The 24,716-nt window shown below is 73.0% G+C and carries 22 protein-coding genes and 1 tRNA gene; 12 read left to right on the top strand and 11 right to left on the bottom strand.

Features of this window, described 5'->3' with window-relative positions:
• From CLV72_RS19615 to CLV72_RS19585, 7 genes are all read left to right on the top strand, one after another.
• The coding region (locus CLV72_RS19615) for an Hsp70 family protein (protein ID WP_146159497.1) at positions 1 to 795 on the top strand (795 nt) is incomplete at its 5' end.
• 48 nt (positions 796 to 843) lie between these two features.
• On the top strand, positions 844 to 1,590 hold the full coding sequence (gene grpE, locus CLV72_RS19610) for a nucleotide exchange factor GrpE (RefSeq protein WP_106248348.1): 747 nt from the start codon (positions 844 to 846) through the stop codon (positions 1,588 to 1,590).
• A gap of 139 nt (positions 1,591 to 1,729) precedes the next feature.
• Positions 1,730 to 2,878, top strand: a complete 1,149-nt coding sequence (gene dnaJ, locus CLV72_RS19605; protein WP_106248345.1) for a molecular chaperone DnaJ — start codon at positions 1,730 to 1,732, stop codon at positions 2,876 to 2,878.
• A 5-nt stretch (positions 2,879 to 2,883) separates the two neighbouring features.
• Positions 2,884 to 3,312, top strand: a complete 429-nt coding sequence (locus CLV72_RS19600; protein WP_106248529.1) for a heat shock protein transcriptional repressor HspR — start codon at positions 2,884 to 2,886, stop codon at positions 3,310 to 3,312.
• 140 nt (positions 3,313 to 3,452) lie between these two features.
• Complete coding sequence (clpB, locus tag CLV72_RS19595; protein WP_106248343.1) at positions 3,453 to 6,077, top strand: ATP-dependent chaperone ClpB; 2,625 nt, start codon at positions 3,453 to 3,455, stop codon at positions 6,075 to 6,077.
• Positions 6,078 to 6,246: 169 nt separating this feature from the next.
• Entirely contained in the window at positions 6,247 to 7,395 is a 1,149-nt protein-coding gene (locus tag CLV72_RS19590; protein ID WP_170141036.1) for an AAA family ATPase, read from the top strand.
• Positions 7,396 to 7,581: 186 nt separating this feature from the next.
• Positions 7,582 to 8,280 carry an AIM24 family protein gene (locus CLV72_RS19585; RefSeq protein ID WP_106248338.1) on the top strand — a complete coding sequence of 233 codons (699 nt, stop codon included), beginning with the start codon at positions 7,582 to 7,584 and terminating at the stop codon, positions 8,278 to 8,280.
• A 10-nt stretch (positions 8,281 to 8,290) separates the two neighbouring features.
• On the opposite strand, the gene CLV72_RS19580 is transcribed toward CLV72_RS19585, so the two are convergent.
• A complete protein-coding gene (locus tag CLV72_RS19580) occupies positions 8,291 to 9,247 on the bottom strand; it encodes an AraC family transcriptional regulator (RefSeq protein WP_106248335.1) in 957 nt (318 codons plus the stop codon).
• Between the two features lie 91 nt (positions 9,248 to 9,338).
• On the opposite strand from CLV72_RS19580, the gene CLV72_RS19575 reads away from it, so the two are divergent.
• Positions 9,339 to 10,259, top strand: coding sequence for an NADP-dependent oxidoreductase (locus tag CLV72_RS19575; RefSeq protein ID WP_106248333.1), 921 nt, complete (start codon positions 9,339 to 9,341; stop codon positions 10,257 to 10,259).
• 4 nt (positions 10,260 to 10,263) lie between these two features.
• Here CLV72_RS19575 and CLV72_RS19570 read toward each other — a convergent pair whose 3' ends face one another.
• The 4 genes from CLV72_RS19570 to CLV72_RS19555 form a co-directional block, all read right to left on the bottom strand.
• Positions 10,264 to 10,806, bottom strand: coding sequence for a tetratricopeptide repeat protein (locus tag CLV72_RS19570; protein WP_106248331.1), 543 nt, complete (start codon positions 10,804 to 10,806; stop codon positions 10,264 to 10,266).
• Positions 10,807 to 10,907: 101 nt separating this feature from the next.
• Entirely contained in the window at positions 10,908 to 12,611 is a 1,704-nt protein-coding gene (locus CLV72_RS19565; protein ID WP_106248328.1) for an NYN domain-containing protein, read from the bottom strand.
• Positions 12,612 to 12,849: 238 nt separating this feature from the next.
• Positions 12,850 to 13,248: a DnaJ family domain-containing protein gene (locus CLV72_RS19560; protein WP_106248326.1), complete on the bottom strand. Its 399-nt coding sequence runs from the start codon at positions 13,246 to 13,248 to the stop codon at positions 12,850 to 12,852.
• Positions 13,249 to 13,708: 460 nt separating this feature from the next.
• Positions 13,709 to 16,123 carry a sigma-70 family RNA polymerase sigma factor gene (locus CLV72_RS19555; RefSeq protein ID WP_106248323.1) on the bottom strand — a complete coding sequence of 805 codons (2,415 nt, stop codon included), beginning with the start codon at positions 16,121 to 16,123 and terminating at the stop codon, positions 13,709 to 13,711.
• Positions 16,124 to 16,316: 193 nt separating this feature from the next.
• Between CLV72_RS19555 and CLV72_RS19550 the strand changes: the two genes are divergently transcribed.
• The 4 genes from CLV72_RS19550 (at position 16,317) to CLV72_RS19535 (ending at position 20,040) form a co-directional block, all read left to right on the top strand.
• Positions 16,317 to 17,060: a hypothetical protein gene (locus CLV72_RS19550; RefSeq protein WP_106248321.1), complete on the top strand. Its 744-nt coding sequence runs from the start codon at positions 16,317 to 16,319 to the stop codon at positions 17,058 to 17,060.
• 769 nt (positions 17,061 to 17,829) lie between these two features.
• A complete protein-coding gene (locus tag CLV72_RS19545) occupies positions 17,830 to 18,366 on the top strand; it encodes a DUF4352 domain-containing protein (protein ID WP_106248318.1) in 537 nt (178 codons plus the stop codon).
• Between the two features lie 391 nt (positions 18,367 to 18,757).
• Positions 18,758 to 19,813: a lytic polysaccharide monooxygenase auxiliary activity family 9 protein gene (locus CLV72_RS19540; protein WP_170141035.1), complete on the top strand. Its 1,056-nt coding sequence runs from the start codon at positions 18,758 to 18,760 to the stop codon at positions 19,811 to 19,813.
• A gap of 151 nt (positions 19,814 to 19,964) precedes the next feature.
• Positions 19,965 to 20,040: transfer RNA gene (locus tag CLV72_RS19535), tRNA-Arg, on the top strand.
• A gap of 73 nt (positions 20,041 to 20,113) precedes the next feature.
• Here the strand turns inward: CLV72_RS19535 and CLV72_RS19530 are convergent.
• The 6 genes from CLV72_RS19530 to CLV72_RS19505 all read right to left on the bottom strand — a co-directional run bounded on the left by CLV72_RS19530 (position 20,114) and on the right by CLV72_RS19505 (position 24,381).
• On the bottom strand, positions 20,114 to 21,358 hold the full coding sequence (locus CLV72_RS19530) for a tyrosine-type recombinase/integrase (protein WP_106248313.1): 1,245 nt from the start codon (positions 21,356 to 21,358) through the stop codon (positions 20,114 to 20,116).
• Between the two features lie 13 nt (positions 21,359 to 21,371).
• A complete protein-coding gene (locus tag CLV72_RS19525; RefSeq protein WP_425428085.1) occupies positions 21,372 to 21,566 on the bottom strand; it encodes a helix-turn-helix transcriptional regulator in 195 nt (64 codons plus the stop codon).
• A gap of 167 nt (positions 21,567 to 21,733) precedes the next feature.
• Positions 21,734 to 23,494 carry an FtsK/SpoIIIE domain-containing protein gene (locus CLV72_RS19520; RefSeq protein WP_106248310.1) on the bottom strand — a complete coding sequence of 587 codons (1,761 nt, stop codon included), beginning with the start codon at positions 23,492 to 23,494 and terminating at the stop codon, positions 21,734 to 21,736.
• Positions 23,491 to 23,844, bottom strand: a complete 354-nt coding sequence (locus tag CLV72_RS19515) for a hypothetical protein (RefSeq protein WP_106248308.1) — start codon at positions 23,842 to 23,844, stop codon at positions 23,491 to 23,493. The genes CLV72_RS19520 and CLV72_RS19515 overlap by 4 nt, the downstream gene beginning before the upstream one ends.
• Positions 23,845 to 23,894: 50 nt before the next feature.
• Complete coding sequence (locus CLV72_RS19510; RefSeq protein WP_106248306.1) at positions 23,895 to 24,089, bottom strand: hypothetical protein; 195 nt, start codon at positions 24,087 to 24,089, stop codon at positions 23,895 to 23,897.
• Between the two features lie 25 nt (positions 24,090 to 24,114).
• Positions 24,115 to 24,381, bottom strand: a complete 267-nt coding sequence (locus CLV72_RS19505) for a hypothetical protein (protein WP_106248303.1) — start codon at positions 24,379 to 24,381, stop codon at positions 24,115 to 24,117.
• Between the last annotated feature and the right edge of the window lie 335 nt (positions 24,382 to 24,716).

Raw genomic sequence — 24,716 nt, 5'->3', positions numbered from 1 at the left:
CTGCTGGACGTCACCCCGCTGTCGCTGGGGATCGAGACCAAGGGCGGCATCTTCACCAAACTCATCGAACGCAACACCACCATCCCCACCAAGCGGTCGGAGATCTTCACGACCGCCGACGACAACCAGCCGTCCGTGCAGATCCAGGTGTTCCAGGGCGAGCGCGAGATCGCCCAGCACAACAAGCGGCTGGGCGTCTTCGAGCTGAGCGGGATCGCCCCCGCCCCCCGCGGCACGCCGCAGATCGAGGTCACCTTCGACATCGACGCCAACGGCATCGTGCACGTCACCGCCAAGGACCTCGGCACCGGCCGCGAGCAGCGGATCACCATCTCCGGCGGCTCCGGCCTGGCCAAGGACGACATCGACCGCATGGTGTCGGAGGCCGAGCAGTACGCCGAGGAGGACCGCCGCCGCCGCGAAGAGGCCGAGGTGCGCAACAACGCCGAGGCGCTGTCGTACCAGACCGAGAAGGTGCTGGCCGACAATGCGGACAAGGTGCCGGCCGAGGTGAAGACCGAGGTCGAGGCCGCGCTGGCGGAGGTCAAGACCGCGCTGGCCGGAACCGACACCGCGGCGATCAAGACGGCCGCCGAGAAGCTGGCCACCACCAGCCAGAAGATCGGCACCGCCATCTACAGCCAGAACGCCTCCTCGGAGGACGCCTCGGGTGCCGCCGACGGCGCCGACACCGGCAGCACCGGCGCCAACAGCGACGACGACGTGGTCGAAGCCGAGATCATCGATGACGACACCGACGGCGAGGGCCGGCGCTCCGGCGGCGGCGCCGCCTGAGAACCGTCCGCATCGATGGACGACCGCTAGACAGGGAGAGCAGGAGCGGTGGCTGAGAAGGGATACGAAGACGAGCAGGAGGGCCCGGTGATCCGGGACCGCCGGCGCATCGACCCCGACACGGGCGATGTCCGGGAGAGCGCGGAGGCCGGCCCGGACGACCGGGCCGGCGCGCCCGCCGAGCCCCCGGCCGGGGGAGACTCGGCGGAGCTGGAGGAGCTGCGCACCCAGGTCGGCGAGCGAACGGCCGACCTGCAGCGGCTGCAGGCCGAGTACACCAACTACCGGCGGCGCGTCGAGCGCGACCGGGTGGTGGTGCAGGAGCTGGCCGTCGCCAAGGTGCTCGCCGACCTGCTTCCCGTGCTGGACGACATCGGCCGGGCCCGTGAGCACGAAGAGCTCACCGGCGGCTTCAAGTCGGTGGCCGAGTCGCTGGAGGCGACCGTCACCAAACTGGGGCTGAACCGGTTCGGCGAGGTGGGCGACCCCTTCGACCCGAACGTGCACGAAGCGCTGATGCACAAGTACTCCGACGAGGTCACCGAACCGACCTGCGTGGAGATCTTCCAGCCCGGCTACACCATGGCCGAGCGGGTGATCCGGCCGGCGCGGGTCGTGGTGGCCGAGCCCGGCGGCGACGCGCCGGCGGCCGAGGCCGCCCCCGAGGCGGCCGACGCCCCGGAAACGGCTCCCGACGACTCCGGGGCCGGGCCGCAGGAGGGCCAGGAGGGCGAGGTCTGGCCCCCCGAGGGCGCGGCGGGCGGGTCCGACGCGGCCGGCGGCGCGGAGAAGTAGCGATGGCGGCCGGCCGTGTCCGCCGGCCCGGGAACTTCCCGGGCACGCGGGGACATGGCCGGCCGCGAACGAGGGACATATGACAGCAGCACCGGTACGCAGCCGCGGCCGGCGTGATCGCGGAGCAGGGGACGCCTAGATGAGCACCAAGGACTTCCTGGAGAAGGACTACTACAAAGTCCTCGGCGTCGCGAAGACGGCCGCCCAGGACGAGATCAAGCAGGCGTACCGGAAGCTGGCCCGCACCTATCACCCGGACGCCAACAAGAACGACGCGCAGGCCGAGGAGCGCTTCAAGGAGATCTCCGAGGCGTACAACGTCCTGTCCGACGAGAAGCGCCGCAAGGAGTACGACGACGCCCGCTCGCTGTTCGGCGCCGGCTACCGGCCGGGCGGCGCCGGCGGCGGCTTCGACTTCGGCGACATCTTCAACCGGAGCGGCGGCACCGCCCCCGGCGGCGAGCGGATCGGCGACCTCTTCGGCGACCTCTTCGGCGGCGGCCGCACCCGCGGCACCACCCGCGCCCGGCGCGGCCGCGATGTCGAGACCGAGGCGACCCTGGAGTTCGAGCAGGCCATCGACGGCACCACCGTCGCCATCGGCCTGCCCGGCGAGGCGGCCTGCAATGCCTGCAAGGGCACCGGCGACAAGTTCGGCCGTCCGCCGCGGGTCTGCCCGACCTGCGAGGGAACCGGCCACTCCGCCCGTCCCCTGGGCGGCTTCTCGCTGTCCGAGCCCTGCCGCACCTGCAAGGGCCGCGGCTTCCTGCCGGAGGAGAACTGCCCGGTGTGCGGCGGCAGCGGCCGCGAGAAGACCTCGCGCACCATCCACGCCCGCATCCCCGCCGGGGTCCGCGACGGCCAGCGCATCCGGCTGACCGGCAAGGGCACCCCGGGCCAGAACGGCGGCCGGGCCGGCGACCTCTACGTGCGCGTCACCGTCAAGCCGCACAAGCTCTTCGGGCGCAGCGACGACAACCTGACCATCACCGTCCCCGTCACCTTCGACGAGGCGGCGCTGGGCTCAGAGGTCAAGGTGCCCACCCTGGACGGCAGCCAGGTGACCCTCAAGATCCCGGCGGGCACCCCCTCCGGCCGCACCTTCCGGGTGCGCGGGCGCGGCGTCCGGCGCCGCGACGGCAGCCGGGGCGACATGCTGGTCTCCGTCGAGGTGGCCGTCCCCCAGAAGATCAACGCGAAGCAGGAAGAGGCACTCAAGCAGTTCCGGGACGCCGCGTCGGACGACGACCCGCGCGGCGGCCTCTACGCCCAGTCGGGAGGCGGGTGATGGTCATGGCAGGCAATCCGTTCGGCGACGACACACCGGTGTACGTGATCTCAGTGGCGGCGGAGCTGTCCGGACTGCATCCGCAGACCCTGCGCCAGTACGACCGGCTCGGGCTGGTCTCGCCCGGCCGGGCGTCGGGCCGCGGCCGCCGCTACTCGATGCGCGACATCACCCTGCTGCGCGAGGTGCAGCGCCTCTCGCAGGAGGAGGGCATCAACCTCGCCGGCATCAAGCGCATCCTCGAACTGGAGCAGCAGGTCGAGGAGCTGCGGGCGCAGCTGTTCCACCTGCACAACGAACTGGACGCGGCCCGCGCCGCCGTCGCCCGCCGCGCCAGGGGCGGCACCGACGCCGAGCCCGGCGAGGGCGGCGACCGGCTGCCGGTGCGCCGGGCCAGCGTGACGGTCTGGCGGACCCAGCACACCACCGAGTGACCATCCGGCGCCCGTCCCGCACGGGGGCGCGGGCGGGCGCCGGCGGCCGGCACGACAACACCACGACAAGTGCGCGCGGAGCGCGGGCGCGGCGGCGCCCCGGCGCGTGCGCCGCCCGTTCGGGGGAGGAAAAGCAGAGTATGGACGTCAAGCTCACCCAGAAGAGCCAGGAGGCGGTCTCGGCCGCCATCCGGCAGGCCACCGTCGACGGCAGCCCGCAGGTCGAGCCGGTGCACCTGCTCAAGGCGCTGATCGAGCAGGCCGACGGGATCGCCCGTCCGCTGCTCCAGGCCGTCGGCGCCGACCCCTCGGCCGTGCTGCGGCAGACCGAGGAGGCGATCGGGCGGCTCCCCAAGGTGTCGGGGTCCAATGTCGGCAAGCCGCAGACCTCGCGCTCCTTCATCGTCGTGATCAACACCGCGGGCCAGCGGGCCAAGCAGCTGGAGGACGAGTACGTCTCCACCGAGCACCTGCTGGTCGGCCTGGCCGCCGACGGCGGCGAGGCCGCCACGGTCCTGCGCGGCGCCGGCGCCGGCCCCGAGGCGCTGCTCGACGCCTTCGAGCAGGTGCGCGGCAATGCCCGCGTCACCTCGGAGAACCCCGAGGACACCTACAAGTCGCTGGAGAAGTACGGCGTCGACCTCACCGAGGCGGCCCGCGCCGGCAAGCTCGACCCCGTCATCGGCCGCGACGGCGAGATCCGGCGCGTCATCCAGGTGCTCTCGCGGCGCACCAAGAACAACCCCGTGCTGATCGGCGAGCCCGGCGTCGGCAAGACCGCCGTCGTGGAGGGGCTGGCCCAGCGGATCGTGGCCGGGGACGTGCCCGAATCGCTGCGCGGCAAGCGGCTGGTCGCGCTGGACCTCGGCGCGATGGTCGCGGGCGCGAAGTTCCGCGGCGAGTTCGAGGAGCGGCTGAAGGCCGTCCTCAACGAGATCAAGGAGAGCGACGGCCAGGTCGTCACCTTCATCGACGAGCTGCACACCGTGGTGGGGGCCGGAGCCGCCGAGGGCGCGATGGACGCGGGCAACATGCTCAAGCCGATGCTGGCCCGCGGCGAGCTGCGCATGGTCGGCGCCACCACCCTGGACGAGTACCGCGAGCGGATCGAGAAGGACCCGGCGCTGGAGCGCCGCTTCCAGCAGGTGCTGGTGGGCGAGCCGTCGGTGGAGGACACCGTGGCGATCCTGCGCGGGCTCAAGGGCCGCTACGAGGCGCACCACAAGGTGCAGATCTCCGACGCCGCGCTGGTCGCGGCGGCGGCGCTGTCCGACCGCTACATCACCGCCCGCTTCCTGCCCGACAAGGCGATCGACCTCGTCGACGAGTCCGCGTCGCGGCTGCGGATGGAGATCGACTCCCGCCCGGTGGAGATCGACGAGCTGCAGCGCTCCGTCGACCGGCTGCGGATGGAGGAGCTGGCGCTGTCCAAGGAGCACGACGAGGCCAGCATGCAGCGGCTGGAGCGGCTCCGCGGCGACCTCGCCGACCGCCAGGAGCAGCTGAACAGCCTGGTCGCCCGCTGGGAGCAGGAGAAGGCCGGACTGAACAAGGTCGGCGAGCTCAAGGAGCGCCTGGACGACCTGCGCAGCCAGGCCGAGCGGGCGCAGCGCGACGGCGACTTCGCCACCGCCTCGCGGCTGCTGTACGGCGAGATCCCCGCCCTGGAGAAGCAGCTGGCCGACGAGTCCTCCGAGGAGGCGGCCGAGGCCGTCGCCGAGGGCTCGCCCATGGTCAAGGAGGAGGTCGGCGCCGACGACATCGCCGACGTGGTGTCCTCGTGGACCGGCATCCCCGTCGGGCGGCTGATGGAGGGCGAGACCGCCAAGCTGCTGCGGATGGAGGACGAGCTGGGCCGCCGCATCATCGGTCAGACCGACGCCGTGCGCGCCGTCTCCGACGCCGTCCGCCGCGCCCGCGCCGGCGTCTCCGACCCCGACCGGCCGACCGGCTCCTTCCTCTTCCTCGGCCCGACCGGCGTCGGCAAGACCGAGCTGGCCAAGGCGCTGGCGGAGTTCCTCTTCGACGACGAGCGCGCCATCGTCCGCATCGACATGAGCGAGTACGCCGAGAAGCACTCGGTGGCCCGCCTCGTCGGCGCCCCGCCCGGATACGTCGGCTACGAGGAGGGCGGCCAGCTCACCGAGGCCGTCCGCCGCCGCCCCTACACCGTCGTCCTGCTGGACGAGGTGGAGAAGGCCCACATCGAGGTCTTCGACACCCTGCTCCAAGTGCTGGACGACGGCCGCCTCACCGACGGCCAGGGCCGCGTGGTCGACTTCCGCAACACCCTGCTGGTCCTCACCTCCAACATGGGCTCGCAGTTCCTGGTCGACCCCGCCCTCGACGACGCCGCCAAGCGCGACGCCGTGATGAACGTCGTCCGCAGCACCTTCAAGCCGGAGTTCCTCAACCGCCTGGACGACGTCATCATGTTCGACGCCCTGTCCACTGACGAGCTCACCCGCATCGTCGACATCCAGATCACCCGCCTCGCCCAGCGCCTGGCCGACCGCCGCCTCACCCTGGACGTCACCCCCGCGGCCCGCGAATGGCTCGCCCTGACCGGCTACGACCCGATCTACGGCGCCCGCCCCCTCCGCCGCCTCGTCCAGGCCGCCATCGGCGACAAACTCGCCCGCCTCCTCCTCAGCGGCGAGATCCGCGACGGCGACACGGCGGTGGTCGACCTGGACGTCAGCAAGGATGAGCTGACGGTGACTCCGTCGACTCCCGTTCCGGTGCAGGTGGCCGGCGGGGGGTGAGGCCGGGGCGCTGACGGCGCCGCCCCCGATCCTGGGGGCGGCGCCGGTCTCGTGACCGGATCTCGCCGAATATTGCAACAAGTAGCGACTTGAGCGCGTAGCGTTGCGATGTGGGTTTCTCCGGCCGTTCGGGTCGCCGGATCCTTCCGATGAGGCGGGGGCATCGTCCGTGCTGCTGAGCTTCCATGTCGCCAACCACAGGTCGCTGCGTGACGAACAGCGGTTGTCCCTGGTCCCACCGCATGTCCGGGCGCGCGGCGGCCTGTCGGCCGTCCCCGTCACGGGCATCTTCGGTGCGAATGCGGCGGGCAAGTCGAGCCTGCTCGACGCACTCGGTCGCATGCGCCGGGAGATCCGGAACGACGAACCCGGGAAGAACGGCGCGCGGACGCCCTTCGCGTTGGATCCGGACTCGCGGGCCAGACCGACCCGATACGTGGTCGAACTGCTGCTCGGCGGATCGCGATTCGAGTACGGCTATTCCGTCGACGACGCTCATATAACCGAAGAATGGCTATATCAATCCGCTTCCGCGGAGCGAACCGGTCGGGTCGTCTTCGAGAGGACCGGAATGGCGCGCGGGTGCGCGTTTCCGCCCGCGCCGCTGCGCGCTTCGGCCGAGACCGTCGCCGCGGACAGGCTGTTGCTCCCTGCGGCCGCCGATGCCGGACAGCAGGAGGCGCAACGGGTATATGACTGGTTCGGCGCTCTTTGTGTCTACCCTGACCAGTTCGACGGCCGATGCGCGGTGAATCAGAACCGTCTCGACCGTTTGTCCATGCTCCTCCGTGCTATGGACACAGGGGTCGACAAGGTGGTGGTGCGTCCCGGTGGCGCGGTCGTGGCAGGGGAGGTGCGGGGTGGCCGTGGACCGAGCACGTGCAGCGGTGAGGGAGACTCCTGGATGGACGAATTGGCCTTCCGATCCGGTCCTCTGGGCATGCTGGCCGCGTCAGACCTATCAGGCGGAACGCGAACTCTGGTGAAATTGTGCCTCGCCGTTCTTGCGACGATGGACGCGGGCAACGTGCTTGTCGTGGATGATTTCGGTGCGGGACTTCATCTCTATGTCTCCAGGGCTGTGGTCGATTCGTTCCAAGAACGGCGGACTAATCCTCGAAACGCTCAGCTCATCTTCGCAAGCCATGACTCGGGGCTGATGGATCGAATCCGGGGAGACCGGGTACTCCGGCGCGACCAGGTCTGGTTCGTGGAGAAGGACGGCGACGGGGCGAGTCGGCTGTACCCCGTTTCCGACTTCGGCGTGGAAGAAGAAGCGGCATCAGGGGCAGCGGCTGGCGCCGCATCGGACTCGTGAGGTGCGATGGTGACCCATCGTCACCGCCCCGTCGCCCTGCCCGTTTGTGGCCAGATGTTCGGGCTGCTGGGTGGGTTTCGTTCTGCTCGGGGTCGTTACGATGCGGAGCCGTAGGGCCTGGGCGCGTGCGTTCTTCGGGGGTGGGCGGGTGCCGGGCCGTTGGTGAGCACATACCGATGAGGACCCATGCGCGGCGATATCTTCAGCAAGGAACACCAGGTCGCACCGCCCACGCAGGCGGGGATGAGCCTGCAGAACTCCCGGTGCGTCCGGTACGTGGTGAACGGGGAGGTGCTGGCGCGGCAGGGGGCGATGGTCGCGTTCCGGGGCAACCTCCAGTTCGAGGTGAAGAGCCAGGGGATCGGCAACTTCCTGAAGCGGGCGGCCACGGGTGAGGGGCTGAGCCTGATGGCGGTGCGCGGCCAGGGCGAGGTGTGGCTGGCCGACACCGGTGCGCACTGCTTCATCCTGGACGTCGAGGACGGCGACCGGATCACCGTCAACGGCAAGAACGTGCTCTGCTTCGAGCCGACGCTGCGCTACGACATCCAGGTGGTCAAGGGCGCGGGCATGTTCGGCGGCGGGCTGTTCAACACGGTCTTCGACGGGCACGGCCGGCTGGCGATCACCTGCGACGGCGACCCCATCGTGCTGCCGGTCTCCTCGCAGCTGCCGGTCTTCGTCGACACCGACGCCGTGGTGTGCTGGTCCAGCGGGCTGCAGACCTCGATCAACCGCTCGCAGAGCGTCAAGTCGATGCTCAAGGGCGGCTCCGGCGAAGCCGCCCAGCTCCGGCTCGACGGCGACGGCTTCGTGGTGGTCCAGCCCAGCGAGGGCGTCCCCGTGCAGCCGCAGCAGGGCGGCGGCGGTGGCGGCGGGGGCTGATCCGTCCCGGTCACGGCGACGCGCGCCGCGCACCACCCTGTGCGGCGCGCCGGTACCGGCCCGGTGCGGTGCCGTATACGCGCTTGAACGCGTTGGCGAAGGCGAACTCGGACGTGTAGCCGACCCTGGCGGCGATGACGTGCAGCGGTGCGGTGGACTCGCGCAGCAGGCGGGCCGCGGTGGTCATCCGCCACCAGGTCAGGTACGTCAGCGGCGGTCGGCCGACCAGCGCGGCGAAGCGCCGCGCGAAGCTTGCGCGCGACAGGCCGGCCTCGGCGGCCAGGGCGGCGACCGTCCACAGTCGCGCCGGGTCGCGGTGGATGGAGTGCAGGGCGGCGGCGACCGGCGGGTCGCTGAGCGCCGCCGCCCATCCACGGGAGGCGCCGACGGCCTGACCGTCGAACCAGGCGCGCAGGATGTAGAGCAGCATCATGTCGAGCAGCGCGGGTACGATGGCGTCCGTGCCCAGGCGGGGACGGTCCAGTTCGACGCCGAGCAGCGCGACGGCGGACCGGAGCTCCGGGCTCTGCCCGCCGCGGGCGGACAGGTGGACGACCTCGGGAAGCCCGGCGAGCAGGGGGTGCGCGCGGGCCGGGTCGAGCCGGTAGGCGCCGCAGAGCGTTATGGCGGCCGGGGCGCCGTCCCCGGCCTGGTCGCCGGCGGCCGCGGTGCGGAGCCCGGCGGCGTGCGGGTCGTCGGGATCGCAGTCCGGTGCGGTGATCGCGCTCGTCGGGCCGTCGGCCAGCGCGTGCTCGCGCCCGTGCGGAAAGAACACCACGTCGCCGGTGCCCAGCCGGACCTGCTCGCCTTCCGGAGGTGTGAGCCAGCAGGCTCCCTGGAGGACCACGTGGAAGCCCGCGCCGGGTACCGCCGCGAACCACCGGCCCCATGGAGCATGCCAGGACAGGCGCGCCGAGCGCGGCCGGCCGGTGCGCATCACCGCGATCACGTCACTGAGCACGTCCACGTCGGCGAGGGTAGCGTCCCTGGGACGAACGAGTATGAATGAGCGATCTCCGCGCATGGTCCGTCTCACGGCGCCGCCATAGGTTCACCGCATGAGAACCGCGCGGATCCACCGGCACGGCGACGCCTCCGTGATCAGCATCGACGACGTCGAGCCCCTCCCACCAGGACCGGACGACGCGGTGATCCAGGTCGCCGCGACCTCGTTCAACCCGACCGAGGCGGCGCTGCGGTCGGGGGCGCTGCGCGGCATCGTCCAGGTGAAGCTGCCGTACGCGCTCGGCTGGGATGTCGCGGGTACCGTCATCGACACCGGAGAACGGGTGCGCGCCTTGGCTCCCGGCGACCGGGTCGTGGGGTGGCTCGACGGCGGCGCCGCGGCGGAGTACGCCATTGCCCCGGCGAGCCGGCTGGTCCGGGCGCCCACCGCCATCCCGCTCACCGACGCGGCCGCCATCCCGCTCGCCGGGCTCACCGCGTGGCAGGCGGTGTTCGACCACGCCAGGATCGCCGAGGGGCAGCGGGTGCTGGTCAACGGCGCGGGCGGCGGCATCGGCGGCTTCGCCGTCCAACTCGCCAAGCACGCCGGAGCGCACGTCATCGCCACCGCCGGTCCGCGCAGCGCCGCGGCCGTCCGCCGCCAGGGCGCCGAACAGATCGTCGACTACACCGCCGCACCCGTCGGTGAAGCGATCGGCGCTCCCGTGGACATCGTGCTCAACCTGGTCGGGATCGGTCCGCGGCAGGCGGCGGACCTCGCCTCCACCGTGCGGCCGGGCGGTGTGGTCGTCTCCGTGGCCACTCCGGTCGAGCCGCCTCCGGGCGCCGGGGTGACCGCCACGCACGTCATCGCCCGAAACGACGCGGCCGATCTCGCCGCCCTGGTCGGACTCGTCGACGCCGGGGTGGTCGCCGTCGACGTGGCGGAGTCCTACCGGCTCGCCGACCTCGCCACCGTCCACCGGCGGAGCGAGGCCGGGCTGACCCGCGGCAAGATCACGATCATCCCCTGAGGGCTCAGTCCAGCAGGTGGTCCAGTTCGTCCTCGGTGAGGCCGAGGTCGACGCGGATGCGGAAGCGGATCTGGAGGAGCTGGATCAGCTGGTCCTGGGAGAGCGGGGCGTCGCGGTAGGCGCGGGCACCGATGGTGGCCCATTCGTGGGCGGCGGCGAGGTCGCCGTGGGCCTGCAGGAGCTCGGCGACGACGATGTAGGTCTCCAGGGTGTGCGGGCCACCCGTGCGGAGCCGTTCGAGCTGGTGGTAGGCGTCGCTGAGCTGGTCGAGTTCGAAGAGGGCGCCGGCCAGCAGGGCGCGGGCGTCGATGAGGGTGGCGCCGCCGTCGTCGATCGCGCGCTGGTAGAGCTGGATCGCGATCTCCGGGCAGCTGGCCATCTCCCACTGCTCTCCGGCCCGGATGAACACCTCGGCGCGCGGCACCTCGCTGGCCGGGTCGAGGCGGTCGGCCAGTTCGGCGAGCCGCCGGGCAATCCGGGCGTGATCGCCTGACTGGACGGCGGCGAACTCCAGTTCATCAAGATCATCAGGCGTGACACGGACCACGACTCAGACCGTACCCGCTCTGTCGCGATTACGCCTCCAGATCGCAAACTGTGCGTTTCACGCCCTGCCGGGCGGAGCGCGAACGGGTGCGGGCGGCGGCCTCAGCGCAGGTTCTTGCGCTCCAGCGCTTCCCAGAATCCGCGCCGCAGGGAGTGCCTGACCTCGTCGTGCAGCAGGAAGTCGATGGGCAGGGCCGAGCCCTGGAGCAGCCGGGCCTCCAGGTCGGACGGCATCCGCGGCTTGCGGGCCAGTACCGCCTCCAGCCACAGCAGCGGCGCGTCCTTGGCCACGGCCTCGCCGAAGTCGTTGCCCTCGCGGTGCGCGGAGCGCACCGCCTCGGCCAGCGAGGTGCCGGCGGCGGGGTCGGCCATCGCGGCCGACGGCGTCGGGGTGGGGTTGGTGAAGGGGCCGTGCTGGGGCATGGCGGGCTGGGCCGCCATGCCGCCGGTGTCGAAGCGGGTGTCGGAGCGGGCCATCGACGGCTGGCCGCCGGTGGGGTGGTGCTGGGGAGGCGGGACCGGGGCGGAGTGCGGCACGGCGGCATGGCCGCCGACCGGCTCCGGATATCCGGTCGGGTAGTCGCCCGGATAGCCGACGTGGGCGCCGCCGTTGCGCGACGGTTCGGGGCGCGGCGGCTGGTGCTCGTGTGCCGGCGGCGGGTACTCCGGCGGCGCCGAGGCGCGCGGCCGGAACGAGCGCTGGGGGCCGGTGTAGGTGTCGGCGGCCCGCTGCGCAGCCGGTTCGGCCCGGAACGGCGGTGCCATGCCGCGGAAGGACGGCTGCTCCCCGGTACCGAGTTCGGCGGCGCGGAAGGACTGCTGGCCACCGGTGCCCAGGTCGGGGGCGCGGAAGGACTGCTGGCCACCGGTTGCCGGCTCCGGCACGCGCTCGGGGGCGCTCTCGGCGGTGTGCGGCTCGCGCGGGAAACCGCCCGTGTCGCGCGGGAAGTTGCCGGTGTTGCGCGGGAAGCCGCCGGTCTCGGGCCGGAAGGTGCGGTACTCGCCCGTGGTGCGGTCGTCGGCGGGTCTGGCCTCGGCCCTCGCCACCGGCGCGGGCTCGCGCTGGCGCCGGGGCGCGGGCTGCTCGGGCGGGCGGTGCCTGACGGTCGTCTCGGTGGCGTTGTCGGGCTCGGCCGTCAGCGCGGGCGGGAGGTAGTAGCCCTCGCGCGGCACGGGGGGCGAGGACTCCAGCGGAGCGGCGGGGCCGTGCGGGCGGCCGTTGGGCGGAGGGTCGGCGCCGCGGCGGATCCGGGTGGTGGTCATGTCGGGGCTCGCGGCGAGCCGCACGAACGGGCGCAGCTGCGCGGCGCCGATCTCGATGAGGTCGTCGCACTCCTGCCGCAGCGAGCGGGCGATGCTCCAGTTGCCGTCGACGGCGACGTGCACGACGGTGATCCGGATGCCGAGGTCCTGCACCTCGGCCACGACCGGCGCCATGTCCTCGTCGCCGCCGACCAGGATGGCGTCGCTCACCACGCCGGTGCGGGCGAGGGTGGCGAGGTCGCGCTGCAGGTAGGTCTCGATGCCCTCGCGGCGGCCCGGACGGATCCGCGCGGCGCGGAACTTGCAGCCCGGGATGTCGGCGATGGCCTCCTGCTCGGTGGTGCGGCGGCCGTCCACCGTCGCCTCGTACCAGTAGCAGCGCAGCAGCGGCAGGCCGGTGCGCTCGCGGGCCACCCCGCCGAGCAGCTGCAGCAGGCCGGCGTAGTCCCACGTCACGGAGTCGCGGTTGCGGGTTCCGTGGACCGCCATCGCGCCGTCGGCCAGGAGATAGCCGGCGTCGATGAACAGCGCACAGCGATCCACGGGCACGGCTCCCTTCCGAGGATTCGTACGGGCCGCATGGAGCTTAGTGACCCGAGGGCGTGGCTGACGAGGCCGGCCGCGCCGATAGCATCCGACAGCCTAGTGAACTCGTGGCGCGGCGTAAGGCAGACGCTACAACCCGCCCGTTCCGGACGAAAATACGCGTGCGGTGCGAACTTTCCCGCTCCATCCCCATTGTGCGGCCGTGCGCGGGCGCGTCCCGGGGGCTTCGGGCCGATCAGTCCCGTTTCGCGCGCCAGTCGGCGAGGACGCGTTCGACCTCGAAGGGCATCAGGTTGAGCGGGGGCCCGGCCGGCGGGTCGAGGATGGCCGCGCGGATCTTCTCGTTGACCGCGCCGATGATCCGCCGCACCTCGTCCTCGGTGCGCGCCGCGGCGGCCGCGGCCCGCGCGTCCTCGGCCTCCTTGCGCAGGGCGAGGGTGGGCGGCAGGAAGGAGACGTTCTCGCGGCGCAGCTTCTGCTTGATCCACCAGTCCTCGTCGTGCGGCCGGTCGATGCCCGGGATGGGCTTGCCGGCGCCGGGGAGGTCGTCGAAGTCGCCGCGCTCCTCGGCCTCGCGGATCTGCCGGTCGATGAAGGACTCGAAGCTCTCCCCGGACGGCTTCCGCTCGGTCATGGCGGTCGCTCCTCTCATCGGCACGGGCCGGGCGCACGCGTGGTACATGCGTATCATAGCCGGGGTGCGGCGACCGGTTCCGGCCGGTGGGGCGCTGGACGGGTGGCGGGGCCGAGCCTCGTGGGGAGCGTCGGTGCTCTGCGGCGGGAACGGACCCGGTCGGGGGCGGGCCGGCCGTCGGATCGTCGCGGGGGAAGCCCCTTGGTCAATAGCGTTCCGCCGCGGCTTGTGCCCCGCAAGGCCCAAAACGCGTCGCGGCGCACGCCGTGACTGGTTTCTCGGCATCTGCGGGGACGCCACCGCCCCGGCCCCGGACCCCGCGCGCCCCGGTCTGCGTCGACACGAGCCGCCGGATGACGGAGTCGGCCTGCCGTCCGTCGACATCACGTCCCTTGCCGCAGGCCCGACGCGCTCACCCACCTCCGCCCGCACGTACCGGTATCCACTACCGACCCGCCGCCTAGTTGCGCATAGGCGCCGTCACCGTGACCACCCCGGCCATGATCGCGTCGCCCTCGGTCGCGAGCCGGATGCGCGGGTCGTCGGGCAGCGGCGCCGCGAACTCCGCGACGTCGACCCCGAAGGTCATCGGCGGGCCGACGGCGCCCGCGGCCGAGCTGTCGAAGGCGTTGGCGGGGTCGGAACCCGAGGCGCGCAGCGCCCGGTCGCCCAGTAGTACGCGGTCGCCGGCCAGGTCGGCGTCGCCCTCCCAGGCGACGACGGAGATGTCGGCGGGCGCGGCCGCCAGGATCAGCCCGGCCACCGGCAGCGCGAAGCCGTCGGGATCGCGGAAGACGCTCCTGGCGGTGTCCAGCACCATGGCCTGGCTGAACGGCGCGTCGGCGTCCTCGGCCACCACCACCAGCGTCCAGCCCGCGTAGTGGCCGACCCCGGTGCCGCCCGGGACGTCGGCCACCCACCACTCGCCGGCGCCGCCGTCGCGCACCAGCTCGGTGACGTCGGCGAAGGCCTGATAGGCGGGGTAGCCGGGCAGCCGCGCCGCGGCCACCTCGTCGGCCGCGACCTCGGTGTAGCCGCCCGCCCCCGGGCCGCGCACCCGCGCGCGCGCCGACGCCGGCTCGCCCGTGCCGGAGAAGTACAGCCCGGCCCAGCGCACCTCCCCGCCGGGCAGCTCCACCCGGGCCGAACTGGACGTGGCGGTGCCCGGGTCGTCGTCGAGGTCGAGCGGGACCATGGGCCAGAAGTCGTTGTCGCGCCGCTCGCCGCGCCGCTCGCGCGCCTCGGCGCAGGCCGCGCCGTGCTTGGGGTGGTCGGCGTCGCAGGTCAGCAGGGCGTTGCCGACGGCGGTCGTGCGCACATGGCCGTCGGTGGCGTAGCGGGCGGGCATGCCGTCGGGCTGCACGCCGTTGCGGCCCGCCGCCTCGGCGGCGATGCCGCCCGAGCGCAGCGACACGCGGGGCGGCTCGCCCGTCTGTGCGTCGGGGGTGACGTCCACCCGCAGGTAGGCCGTCGACTCGGTGTCGCCGGCCAGCGGGCCGTGCGCGCAGGCCGCGCCGGCGTCGGCCGTCCGGCACATCCAGTCGTCGCCGGTGGCCGCGTTGCGGAAGCGCGCGCTCGACCCGCCCCGGCTCGCCGGGGCCAGCAGCACGCCGTCGGGCAGGTCGATATCGGCGAAGAGGTCGTCGACGGCGTCGCCGCCGGTGTTGAGCACGGTCAGCGCGATCAGCCCGGACCGCCCGGGCACCAGCGCCCCCACCGTGTCGATCGCCACCTCGAAGCGGGCGGTGTCGGCGGGTGGCGCCGCTTCGCCGGGTGTGTCCGGCTCGGGGGCGGGCGGATCGGCGGCTTGCGGCGCCTCGCCGGCCTCGGACGGCGGTGCGGGCGCGGCCTGCTGCGGGGCGCCGGCGGGCGGCTCGCCCGGCGCCGGCTGCGGCTCGGGCTGCGCGGGCGCCGCCGCGGCGGGCTCGTCGGGGACGGGCTCCTCGCCGCCGGTCAGCGCCAGCGCCGAGACGGCCGCCACCACCACGGCCGCGCTGCCGGCCGCCGCGGCCTGCTGCTGCTTGGGTAGCCGCTGCCACCAGCCGAAGGCGCCGCCCGCGCCGGCAGCGCCCGTCTGGAGCGCGACCAGGTAGCCGCCGACGGCGGTCGGGCCGAGCACCAGCGGGCCGACGACGCCGCGCAGCCCGATGTTCACGTCGACCAGTTCGGCGTAGACGGCGCGGCAGTCGGCGCAGGTCTCCAGGTGGCGGTCGACCAGCGCGGTGTCGCGCTTGGCCAGGCCGCCCCGGATGTAGGCGCCCATCCGGTCCAGCGCGGGCTGGCAGGCGCTGTCGGCGGTGCCGCCCGCGAGGTGCATCTGCAGGTACGCCTGGCGCAGGCCCTCGCGGGCCCGGTACGCCAGTGCGGCCACCCCGTTGGACGACAGGCCCAGGACGGGGGCGACCTCGGCGGGCTTGCCGCCCTCGATCTCGGTGTGCCACAGCACGGTCCGCCAGCGCTCGGGCAGCGACAGGAATGCCTGCGCGATCAGCGAGCGCTCCAGCCCGTCCAGGGCCGGGTCCACGAAGGGGACGTCCTGGTCCAGCCGCTCCACGTCGTCGGTGACGATCTGCCGCCGCTCGCCGCGGAAGCGGTCGTAGGCGATGCGGCGCAGCGAGGTGAGCAGATAGGCGCGGAAGTTGTCGTGCGGGCCGGCGCCGCGCTTGATGACGCCGAGCACCCGGGCGAAGGCCTCGGAGACCACGTCGTCGACCTCGGACTCGCCGCGGACCAGCTGCCTGGCCAGGCCGCGGGCGGCCGTGACGTGGCGCTGGTAGAGGATGCCGTAGGGGTCGGGATCGCCCCGCCGGATCTCAGCGATCAGCTCAGCGTCACTCGACAGCGACGCTGCGTGACCACTCTGTGCGTCGTTCATCGCTGTTCCCCCACGATGCCCCGCCCCTCCCAGGAAAACTCCGTCGCAAAATCATTCCGTATTCCGTGTCATGACCGGAGCCGAACGCCGTCTTTCTCATGAACACTCCGGACGGGCGCGGGTGCAGCGGGGGCGCTCCCGGGCCCGTTGGCAGGCCGGAGGCGAGGGTTCGGCGCGGTGAGAGGAGGCGCGGATGGAAGCGGACGTGAGCCGGGCGCCGGCCGTGCCGCCCCACCTCCGGCTGCGCGAGGAGTGGCGCGGCCTGAGCCGTGCGGGCGGCTGGACGATGGCCGACGACTGGTGGTCGCCGGCCGTCGACGCCGTCACCAGCGCGGCCGTGCGCGGCGAGCCGCTGGACGCGGTGTGCGAGCGGCTGGGGCGGTGCCGTGCACGGGCCGGCGTCGGCCTCGGCGCGGCCCTGGACGACCTCGGCGCGCTGTGCGCCGCGCTCGGCTGGGGCGAGCCGCCGCTGCGGCTGGTCAAGATGGTGGCGGAGGGCTGGGTGGAGTGCGGCCTGTCCGGGGCGCTCGGCGCGGACTGCCACGACCCGCTCACCGGCCTGGCCAACGCCGCCTACCTGCGCACCCGGCTGCGGGAGCTGTACCGGGGCGCGGGTTCGGCGGAGGCGGCGGTGTCGTCGCGGCGGCTGGTCCTGGTCGACGCCGGCGGCCACCGCGACCCGTGGCGGCGGATCGCCTGGGCGATCGTGATCGGACATGAGCTCCGGCGCGTCTTCACCGGCGGCGAGACGCTGTGCATGCTGGACGCCCGGCTGGCGGTCGGCCTGGTGGAGTCCAGCGGCGGGCTCGGCGCCCGGATCGCGGAGCTGCGCCGGGTGATGGCGCGCGAGCACCGCGCGCGGGTGTGGACCCGGCCGCTCCCGGCCACCTGGCAGTCGGCCGCGCGGCTGCTCGACAAGCTGATGGAGCGGCCGTGAACCGGGACCCGCCCCGACGGCCGCACGGCGGACCGGCCGCGCGCGGACAGCCGCGGCCGACCGCCTGACGACCATCCAGGCCGTACGACGAGGCGTGCTCGCCCCACTGGCCCGCCTCGGCCGGCCTGGACGCCGCCGGCGCCGCGGATCCCGAAGAGGGGGCGGGATCAGGCGCCGGCGGCCCGGCCGCCGCACCGCCGCACTCCGGCGGCGCCGCCTCCCCGGGGGAGGCGGCACCGGCGGCCGGCCCGAAGCACGGCGGGCGCCGCGCCCGAGGGAGAGGCGGCTGCGGCGCCCGCCGTGCGGGGGGCGGCCCGCCGCCCGGGTCGGGGGACCTGGGCGGCGGGCTACGGGGCTGTGCGAGGTGGAGCGCCGGGGGAGCTCCTTCTACGGCCGGCTGTGGCGGGTTCCATGCGAGTGGACCGGCCCCCGAGAGTTCGTGCCGACATGGGGCCGGTGCACGCGGATGCCGACGGCATCAGAAAAACCCGCCACAGCGTGCGCAGCGGCGCGATCGGGGTCTTGCGCGGCGCAAGCCGCGGCGGAACCCTATTGACCAAGGGGCTTCCCCCGCGACGATCCGACGGCCGGCCGGCCCGCCGCGACCGGAGCGCTCGCGCGCACGGACGGGCGCCTCCGGCGGGCCGCGCCCCGGTCGGCGCTCCCGCGGCCGGTCTCGGTTCGGACACCAAGCGCCGTGCGCAGCTCCGGTCAGCCCGGCAGGGGTACATTCCTGGCGACAGGTCCCATTCCGGGAAGGACGGGTCCGATGCCCGCTGGCCGCACGCGCGGTGCGCTGCTCGCCGTACTGCTCGCCCTGGCCGCGGCGGGCTGCGCCGCCCCCACCCCGCCCGGCACCCGCGCCCCCGCCGTGCCCCCGCCGGCCGCCGGTCCGGCGGCCGAACCAGGCGGCGGAGCCGCGCCGGACGACGCCCACCGCTACCCCGACGGCGTGGTGGTCGAGGTGTCCGCCGCACGCGTCGAGACCATCAGCGAGGTGGCGGCCGGCGGCGTGCCCGGTGAGCCCATGGCCGCGGTCGACGTCACCGTCGACAACGGCTCCGACTCCGAGATCAACATCGCCATCGCCCTGGTCTCGGCCGTCACCGGCGATGACGCGACCGCCACCGACAACGTCTTCGACGTCGACGTCCTGGGCGACCCCCTCGACGGCCCGATCGCCGCCGGCGAGACGGCAACCGGCGGCTACGGCTTCCACCTCGGCGACGGCGACTACTCCGACCTGCTGATCGAGGTCGTCCTCGAACCCGACCGGGAGGCCGCCGTGTTCGAGCGCTCCGCCTGACCCGCCGGGCCCCGCACCGCCGCCCGACCGCCGCGCGGAGCGCCCGAACGCGGCGCCCGCCGTGCACGGAAACCGCCGAGTCGCGACCTCGCCGCGAGACCCCGCGGGCGCGGACCACCCGAAGTGACGGAGAAGCCCGGCGGACGCCGATCGTCCCGTCGATCCGTATCGATTCGTCCCACCCGCCGACCGGATGCGCGCCGACAAGCGGCTTTTCCATAGTTAACCAGTCCAGATACCAAGCTGGTCCGGCGACTATTAGTTACTCTGAGCGCAGATGGCAGCACACAGCGTCATTGCCCTGTGGTGGCGGGCGACGAGCCCCGGCCGCCACCGGGACGGCGCGCCTCCCCCTCTCGGTCCACCCGACCGAACGGCGAAGGAAGAGTCGATGAACCCGAAGACTCAGGAACTCGTGGCCCCGCACTCGCTCGGCGCGGCGGCCGCACACCGTACCGACGGGGACACCACCCTGTACGGCGTGCAACTGCAGTGGACCGTCGGCGACAACCGCGGCGGCGAATGGCCCCCGCCGTCGGACTGGAACGACGGCCGGCCGCCCTACCCGCACCACTACGAGGTGTGGATCGACGGCGGCGCGATCAAGCAGACCGTCGGCCTGCACTGGCCCGGCTGGGCACCGGGCTGGCAGCTGGCGCGCACCCACTGGGTGTGCCTGGGCACCGACCCCGCCCCCGAGTACCGGGTGAAGATCCGCGCCAGGCTCGGCGACGGCATGTGGACGGACTTCACCAACGAGACCGCGGTCCATCTAGCCGAGAGCGGGCCGTACCCGAGCCTCGCACCGGACCAGAGCGCGCGGGGCGACGGAATCGGCGTCTCCGGTGTGCGCCACGGCAGCGTGGGCCACCCCGCCAGCCGTGCCGTACGCGCCATCCGCGACCGCGAACCGGCGGACATCTGCCGCCGCGCCCGCGAACTGAACACCAGCACGACCTGGCAGGAGGTCATGCCGCCCGCCGCGGCCATGATCGCCGATCCGCCGTGGAACGGCTCCTACCTGGAGTACCGCAAGTTCTTCCGCGGCGGCGACGTCGCCTCGGCCGGCAACCCGGCCTTCGCCGGTCTCGACCTCGCCGGCGACTGGCCCACCACCGCCCTGCCCGCCGCCGCCCGCGAGTACACCTTCGGCTACGACTACACCGCCCACCACGTGGACGCCACCTGGACTCACCAGTGGTTCATCACCAAACAGGGCTGGCGACCCGACCGCGGCCTGTCCTGGGACGACCTCGACCCCGTCCCCTTCATGACCGAGACCCACGGCGACGCCGCCATCACCGACTACACCACCGAGGCCCTCCCCTTCCGGACCGGCCGCCACGCCATCGTCAACGTCTGGGGCGGCCACGGCGGCCCTGCCGACGACACCGGCAGGCTCGTCGGCGAGTTCTTCGTCTCCTGCTCCGACGTCACCTTCACCTGACCCGCCCCGCCACCCCGCCCGGACGCGCCCTCGCCCGCACGGCGAGGACGCGTCCGGCCCGCGCCCCGGCGAAAAACCGTCAAAGCCAGTCACCGCAAAGTGGTACCGTATTGAACGTCGCCCGGCAGCCGGGCCGACCACAACCGAACAAGCGCTCGTAGCTCAACGGATAGAGCATCTGACTACGGATCAGAAGGTTGGGGGTTCGAATCCTCCCGAGCGCGCCAGACAGCCGGTGAAGCCCAGGTCAGGGCGGTAGCCGCAGTCCGGACAAGATGGCCGTCACTGAGCAGTGCACATTCAGTGCACACCACTCGGGGCGGCCGTTCTGCTGTTTCCCTGGTCCACCGCTTCGGCCATGGCCTCGATCCGCCGCGCGTCCATGGCGTCGGCCACCTCGTCCAGGCGGTCCGGCCACAGGTGCCCGTAGACGTCGAGCGTCATGGACGGCTTGGCGTGGCCGAGCATCCTCTGGACGACGTAGACGTCCGCCCTGGCAGCGATCGCCAGCGACGCGGCCGTGTGCCTGAGCTTGTGCGGGGTCAGGTCGAGTGCGTCGAGGCCGGCCGCCTTGCGGGCGGGCAGGAATTCGCGCCTGCGCCAGTTCCGCAGCCGCAAGGCGTTCCCGCGTGCGCTGGTGAACACGAGGTCGTTCGGATCGCGGCCGTCGATCAGCGGTTTGAGTTCCGCCACCAGGGACGCGGGGATCGGTACCGCGCGCCGCTCGCCGGTCTTCGGGGTGTCCTCGTACAGCTCGCCGTCGACCTCGTTGAAGGCGGTGACCACCTGAATACGGCGCTTGTCCAGGTCCACCCGGCCGACGCGGAGCGCCGACGCCTCGTCCCAGCGCAGGCCCGTGTAGGCGAGCAGCAGGATCAAGGCGCGATTGACCCGGGCCGCCGCCGTGGGCCGGTCGTACTTCGTGCGCAGGCCGCCCGCCGCCGTGGCCAGCGCTTCCACCTGCACATAGGTCAGATACACATGGTCGCTGGGCGGCAGCTTCGGCAGAGGCACGCCCTTGGCCGGATTGGCGGCCAGCCGTCGAGGAACGCACCAGTCGAGCACCATCGACAGCACCGAATAGACGGTCCGGGTCTGCGAGGCGCCGAGCTGCTTGCCGCCGCGCTCCCGCGACCTCTGCAACTCGGACACCCAAACGGCGACGTCGTCGAAGGTGATGGCGGATACGGGGAGATCGCCCCATCGTTCGAGAATGTGATCGTCCAGGGCATCGCGGTACTTCGCCCGGGACGAGCGCTTCAGATCGGACTGAGCGGCCAGCCAGGTCTCGGCCACGTCCCGGAATCTGGCCTTCCCGGCCGAAGGGTCGCGGTACGACCCTTCGGCCAGGCTGTTCTCGATATCGGTCTTGCGGCGCTCGGCGTCCGGCTTCTTGGCGAGCGTCTTGGTCTTGAGCTTGCCGCTGGGGTCGTACCAGCGCACTTGCCAGCGTCCCGGTGGGTCCTTCTTGGCCTTGCGTGCCTTTTCGACGGCACTGCGGTACGTCGCATCGTTGGTCCGGTCGTAGATCCATACGCGGGCCACTGCTCGTCTTCTTTCAGCGCTGCTCGCGAACCCATGCGCGCACCTCGGCGGGCACGTAGCGCAGATGCCGTCCGATGCGGTGCGACGGCGGCCCGGCCTCGCGGTAGCGCCACTGGTAGAGGGTGCGGACCGGCACGCCGAGGAAGGCGGCGGCTTCGCGGACGGACCAGAGCGGTTCGCCGCCGTCCGCCATCTCGGCGTGCGGCACGGGTCGGGGCGCGGGAATCGGGTGGTGACGTGTTCTCGTGGTGGTCCTCCCTTCGATCGGCGGTGGGGATCGTCCGCGCGGACGTCCGTCGTCGGTCCGCCGCCCTACGCGCGCAGGCGCGTGAGGCGGGCGGCGGACGCGGACGAGCGGACGTGCGTGCGAGGTGGTCAGGTCGGATCGGTGCCGCGCCAGCGGCCGCGAGCAACCTGGACGACGCGGCCGGTGTCGGCGAGTTGCTGAAGCCGGTCATAGACCCACGTGCGGCCCATGCCGGTCGCGTCCATGAGGTCGGCGACGGAACGGCCGTCCGGCGGCGCGTCGGCCAATGCGTCGGAGAGGCGGCTTTCGGGGTCGTCGGCGGGGTCGGTGTCGACCGCGTCATGTGGTGCTCCGGAGGTGAGGGGCGCGGTCCGCCGGACGGCGTCCGCCGAGAGGGCATCGAGCGGCGGGCGGCGTTCGGTGTGGGCGTGAGCGAGGGTGCGGATCTGGTCGTCGGTGAGCAGATACGCGCGAGCGCGGCGCGGGCTGTCGAAGCCGGGCGCGGAGACGAGGAACTTTCCGGGTTCGTCGAGGGTGTGGGCGTGCCAGCCGGCCGCGTGCATGCCTTGGCCGAGCACAAGGTCGGTGTCGCGGCGTTCGCGGACCCGCAGGCAGACCCGCACGTCCATCTGGGAGCGCACGGCGCCGCGTCCCATGGCGGCCTGGGTGGGGCGCTGGGTGGCGGCGATGAGGGTCACGGCGACCGCGCGGCCGCGCCGGGCGATCGAGTCGGCGTGACCGGTGGCGGCGGGCGCTTCCTCGGCCAGCTCGGCGTACTCGTCCACCACGATCACGAGAGCGGGTGCGTCCGGAGTCGGCTCCCACACCCGCGTGCCGGTGGTGCCCAGCCGCGCGGCACGGGCGTCGAGAACCCCCGTGGCGTCGCGTAGGAGGGCGGCGGCTTCGGCGGGCGTGGTGGCGAGCCGGTCCAGGCAGGCGCGCCACGGTGCCAGCTCCATGCCGCCCTTGAGGTCGACGCCCCACACCACCACGTCCAGGCAGGCGGTCAGGTGGGCCAGCACGACGTTCAGCACGCCGCTCTTGCCCGATCCCGCGATCCCGCCGATGAGGGCGTGCCGCCGCAGCAGCGGGACGCGGACCGGGTCGGCGTCCTCGAACACGCCCAGCGCGAGCGGTTCGGCCGCACCTGACGCGGGGCGGCCCGGCCAGGGCACCGGCCGGGCGTGCGGGTCGGCGGCCAGCACCCGGAGCGCGAAGCGGTCGGCGCGGTGCGGGTCGGGCTCGACGCGCACCGCGCCCGGACGTGTCCCAAGGCCGGACTCAATGGCGGGGACCCGGTCGACCACGTCGGCGAAGCTCTGGCCGCGCCGCAGTGCGACCCTGGCGCGCCAGCCCCACCGGTCGACCACGGCCGAGAGCATCCGGGACCCGGGCAGTCCGATGGTCTCGCCGAGGTCGGGCCAGGCGGCGATGGTTCGTTCGACGTGCACCCGGGCGCGGCGGCGCCGGTGGCGCCACCACGGAAGGCCGGACACGACCACGCCGACCAGGAGCAGCAGCGGCAGCGGTTCCGTGCCAGGGCCGAGGTAGGTGGCGGCGGTCAGCCAGCCTCCGGCCGACGCGGTGACGGCGGCGGCGTAGCCGCGTTCCTCGGCGCGGTCGAGCCACGCCCGGCCGCTCGCCAGTATCCCGGCGGCCGTCAGCACCGACGCCACGGCGACGGCCGGCCACCACGCGCGGTATGACCCGTGTAGCCCCCAACCGGCGACGAACAGGGCGGCGGCAAGCGCCACCGGCCCCAACTCGGACCGGTACCGGAACAGCCACCGGCCGACGAGCACCAGGACCTCGCCGGGGTACCCGTCATCGGTCATGATCAGCAGCGGCTCGGCGTCGCGGCGCCGACCCCAGCGGCGGCGGCGCTTCATCGGACACCCCCGGCACGGCGGAGCGCCCAGGTCAGCGCGAGGTACTGCGGCGACGCGTCGTCGGGCAGCCGTCCATGTGCGGCAAGCTCATCGCGGAGGTACCAGAGCGGGTCATCCTCGCCGTCGCCGTGCGCGGCGAGGGTGGCGCGGGCGGCGGCGACCAGGTCGGCGTACTGGCCGCTGGTCAGGTCGAGCAGGGCGCGGGAACGGTCGATCTCGGCGACCAGTACGGGAATGTCGGCGACGGACGTCCACAGGGTGTGGAACGAGCGGACGAGCAGCGCGAGGCGGTAATGGGTGCGGACGGCCTCCAGGTCAACGGACGCGTGGGCGGTGGATCGGTTCGTCATGGGCGTTGTCGTGTCTCCCTTCGCTCGGAAGCCGGGCATGCGGGAACCGTTCAGAAGTCCAGGCCGGACAGGAACGAGGCGACGGCCTGCCCGGCCTGCTCGATGTAGGGACCGACGGAACTCGACGCGAGATAGAAGCCGAGGAACACGCACACGGCGGCGTGCCACAGCCGCAGGCCGGCGAAGCGCCACAGACCCCAGACCAGGGCGGCGAGCATCACGACGGCCGAAAGCGAGACGATCACGGGTACCTCCTTCCGAATCGGCGGTTCACAGCAGGAAGTAGGCGGTGACGGCCGCAGCGACGATGAAGGCGAAGCCGCTGCGGCCGGGCGATGAGGTGGCCCAGAGAATGAGCAGGGCGACGACGCGGATAGGGAGCATGACGATCCGGTAGAGCGCGTCGGTGTCGTCGCTCGGCCACAGCCGGGTGAAGTGGTCGTCGGGGCGCGTCTTCACGCCCACGACCTCGACGGCGCCCCGGCGGCCGAAGCCGCGCCGCTTCGCGGGCACCAGTTCGACGGCGTTGCGGTTCACGATGCACTCACCTCCATCAGCGGCGGAACGGGTCGGTACAGGGCCAGGGCGAAGCGGGCGGCGTCGGCGTCACGGGCCGCTTGGCGCGCCTTTGCCACGCGTCGCTGCCAGCGCATCCGGGCGCGGCACTTGCGGCACATCCGCCGGTCCTTCTCAGCCCGAGCCCCGCACAGGCAGCGGTCGTCATCTCGCTCAGTGGTCCGGTCTCGCACGATCCCCCTCTCGTGTCGGCCCGCGACTCCGGATAGCGGAGAATCTATACATGTATAACATGTGCAGATTCTCTCAACCGATCGATCACCTACCTGCCGTTAGAGGGGTGATCGCCCGATTCG

This window comes from Allonocardiopsis opalescens (assembly GCF_003002095.1).
Classification (GTDB): domain Bacteria; phylum Actinomycetota; class Actinomycetes; order Streptosporangiales; family Streptosporangiaceae; genus Allonocardiopsis; species Allonocardiopsis opalescens.
Note: the sequence above shows the minus strand (reverse complement) of the source record. Positions and strands in the feature narration are given on the sequence as shown.